Source organism: Haloferula sp. A504 (assembly GCF_044385805.1).
Taxonomy (GTDB): Bacteria; Verrucomicrobiota; Verrucomicrobiia; order Verrucomicrobiales; family Akkermansiaceae; genus Haloferula.
The window spans coordinates 1-1,163 of sequence record NZ_JBISBU010000158.1 but is presented as its reverse complement, the minus strand read 5'-3'; the positions used below and the strand labels follow the sequence as shown (position 1 = coordinate 1,163).

Below are 1,163 nucleotides of genomic sequence, written 5' to 3'. Positions count from 1 at the left end.
ACCCCACCTTTCCAGATGCTTCAGATAGTAAGGCCGCGCCCGTTCCGCCACCCGCTCCCGGATCATCAGCGCCTCAAAATCCCTTAAGAAACCGACCTTCTTGCTCCTTGTCATCCCACGACAAACTGATATTTTAACCCAAATGACAACCGGGAAATTTCGGGGATTGGCTCTAGCGACCTATTCGGCACAGAGTCAAATTAGTTCACACTGTGAACTAATTTTCTGATTTCACCAGTTGTTCAATAAACTGTTCTGCTAAAAATGCCCGAAGCCAAAACCAAATGCTCGGAATGTGGTGCCGAAATCCTGTCAGCCACGGCGTCCCGTACTGATGGGAGATGCATGCCGTGCATGAATGGAACTCGCGAGAAAACCGTTACTAAGGCATATTCCGATGCAAAGAAAGCAGATGGGAAAGACGCGCCTAAGCCAGATACCCGCACCGAAACCGAGCGAATTCTCGCTGGTGGCAGCTACTTGATTATCGTCGCTCTAATTCTTTCTCTTTACTACGTTGCCTCTGCGGGTTGGTGGTTTGGCTCAGTAGTACCTTGGATTTATGAGGACACGAATGCTTGGAAGGAGTCCGGAAACATGCGATATCGATATGGGCACCAAGGATTCGCCGCTCTTGTACTTTCCCTTGGAGCGATACTCATTTGGGCGCTTGGACCATTGATTTTTCTGATATCGATGGTCGAGGCAATGGCCACGGATGATAGTCGATCCTATCGCGACGTGAAGTTGTTTCTCAGCTCATGGATACGGAGGTTTTTGATTTTCCCAGGGATTGTAGTTCTTTTTATCTGGTTCTCGTATGAACTTGCTTACTAGTTGATGTGACGCGTCCCTTCTAACAAACCAAAACGGCAGAACAAGACGAGCCACAGCAACCGCCACTAGCCGCCTTGTCGAAAACGTCACCCGTAGTATGAACCTTAACTCCCGTCTCAACGCTCGCCCCCGCTAGTGCCGGCGCGTGCTCTTTGACGTTGCTATGGCTGCTTGTTTGGCAAGGGGCAAAGTGATGTTTTTTCCATAACTCGTGGGGAGTGATAGTTTAATTTCGGGGAAGGGCTTGTGCGGGTCTTGGAGGAAAGTTGTCCACAGGGTTCTTCGCGAGAATGGGCACGGAGTCAGCTCGTCGGAGCGAAGGTTCA

At 50.0% G+C, this 1,163-nt stretch carries 1 protein-coding gene; it reads left to right on the top strand.

What is annotated here, in order from left to right; genetic code table 11:
- Window positions 1-354 precede the first annotated feature (354 nt).
- The gene (locus ACG2LG_RS23915; RefSeq protein WP_396263392.1) at window positions 355-837 is read left to right on the top strand and encodes a hypothetical protein; all 483 of its coding nucleotides are present in this window, start codon (window positions 355-357) and stop codon (window positions 835-837) included.
- Window positions 838-1,163 lie beyond the last annotated feature (326 nt).

Bases quoted from the DNA above. Each gene is read 5' to 3' on its own strand.
- ACG2LG_RS23915 (WP_396263392.1), top strand. From the start codon at position 355: ATGAATGGAACTCGCGAGAAAACCGTTACTAAGGCATATTCCGATGCA.